The organism is Actinophytocola sp. (assembly GCF_036402745.1).
Taxonomy (GTDB): Bacteria; Actinomycetota; Actinomycetes; order Mycobacteriales; family Pseudonocardiaceae; genus Actinophytocola.
Genome location: NZ_DASWSJ010000226.1, coordinates 1 through 1784 on the forward strand (window position 1 = coordinate 1; position 1784 = coordinate 1784).

1 protein-coding gene is annotated in these 1784 nt (G+C 74.3%); it reads left to right on the forward strand.

Annotation, left to right across the window (positions count from 1 at the left end; translation table 11 throughout):
• Positions 1 to 310: 310 nt before the first annotated feature.
• The coding region (locus tag VGD70_RS21575) for a GAF domain-containing protein (protein WP_331084082.1) at positions 311 to 1784 on the forward strand (1474 nt) is incomplete at its 3' end.

Here is a 1784-nt window from a genome sequence, read left to right on the forward strand (position 1 = left end):
CCGCCGGCTCGGACTTCGGTCGGGAGTCGCGGCGCCGATCGTCGTCCAGGGGCATCTGTGGGGCGCGATCGCCGTCGGAACCCGGCACGAGCGTTTCCCGCCCGACACCGAACAACGCATAGCGGACTTCACCGAACTCATCGGCACCGCCATCGCCAACGCCGAGAGCCGCGCCCAACTCGAGGACAGCCGCGACGAACTCCACCGGCTCGCGCAGGAACAGGCCGCGTTGCGCCGCGTCGCCACGCTGGTCGCCCGCGGGGTGGCACCAGGCGAGGTGTTCGCGGCCGTCGCGCACGAGGTCGGCCACGTGCTCGATGCCGACTCCACGACCATCGTCCGCCTCGATCCCGACGGCGCGGCGACCGTCCTCACCCGCGTCGGCGTCCCCCCCGATGAGGTGGCGGTGGGGAGCCGCTTCAACCTCGAGCCGCCGCTGCATTTGGCGGTCGCCTTGCGCACCGGCCGCCCGGCCCGCCTCGACGACTTCAGCCAGGCCTGCGACGTCTACGGCGACCGCCTCCGCCGGCTGGGAATCCGGTCGGGGGTCGCGGCGCCGATCGTGGTTGAGGGGCGTTTGTGGGGCGCGATCGGCATGGGGACGCGGCGCGAGCGCCTCCCGGCCGACACCGAACAGCGCATAGCGGACTTCACCGAACTCGTCGCGACCGCGATCGCGAACGCCGAGGGCCGCGCCCAACTCGAGGAAAGCCGCGACGAACTGCGCCGGCTCGCGCAGGAGCAGGTCGCGTTGCGCCGGGTCGCCACGCTGGTCGCCCGCGGGCTGCCACCAGGCGAGGTGTTCGCGGCCGTCGCGCGGGAGGTCGGCCACGTCCTCGATGCCGACACCACGCTCATCGCGCGCCTCGATCCCGACGGCGCGACGACTCTCGTAGCCGGCGTCGGTGCGCACCCCGCAGAGCTCCCGGTGGGGAGCCGCTGGAAACCTGAGCCGCCCCTGGCCTTGGCGGTCGCCTTGCACACCGGCCGCCCCGCTCGCGTCGACGACGTCAGCCAAGCCTCCGGCGCATACGGCGACGCCATCCGCCGGCTCGGACTCCGGTCGCGGGTCGCGACTCCGATCGTCGTCGAGGGGCGTCTGTGGGGCGCGATCGCCGTCGCGACGCGGCGCGAGCGTTTCCCGGCCGACACCGAACAGCGGATGGCCGGCTTCACCGAGCTGATCGGCACCGCGATCGCCAACGCGCAAGCGCGCGTGGAGCTGCGTAGGTTCGCCGAGGAGCAGGCGGCGCTGCGGAGGGTGGCGACGCTGGTCGCTCGGGGGGCGCCGTCGGAGGAGGTGTTCGCTGCGGTCACCGCGGAGGCCGGGCGGCTGCTTGGCGCCGACTTAGCCAGCATGGTCCGGTACGACCCGGACGGTGCAGCGACGTGGGTCGGCGCGTGGAGCGGCACCAGGACCGCTCTCCCCGTCCCCGTCGGCGCTCGGGTCGAACTCGGGGGCCGAAACGCGGCCACGCTGGTGTTCGAGACCGGGCGGCCGGCGCGGATCGACCACTATGCCGACGCCTCGGGCCCGGTCGCGGACGTCACCCACGCGTGGGGCGTCCGCGCGTCGGTCGGCGCGCCGATCAGCGTAGAGGGCCAGCTGTGGGGCCTGATGGCCGTGTCGTCCTCGCGCGCGGAGCCATTGCCGGCGGACACCGAGGCCCGGCTGGCCGGCTTCACCGAACTGGTCGCCACCGCGATCGCGAACGCGCAGGCCCGGGTGGAGCTGCGGAGCTTCGCCGAGGAGCAGGCGGCGCTGCGGCGGGTGGCGACGCTGG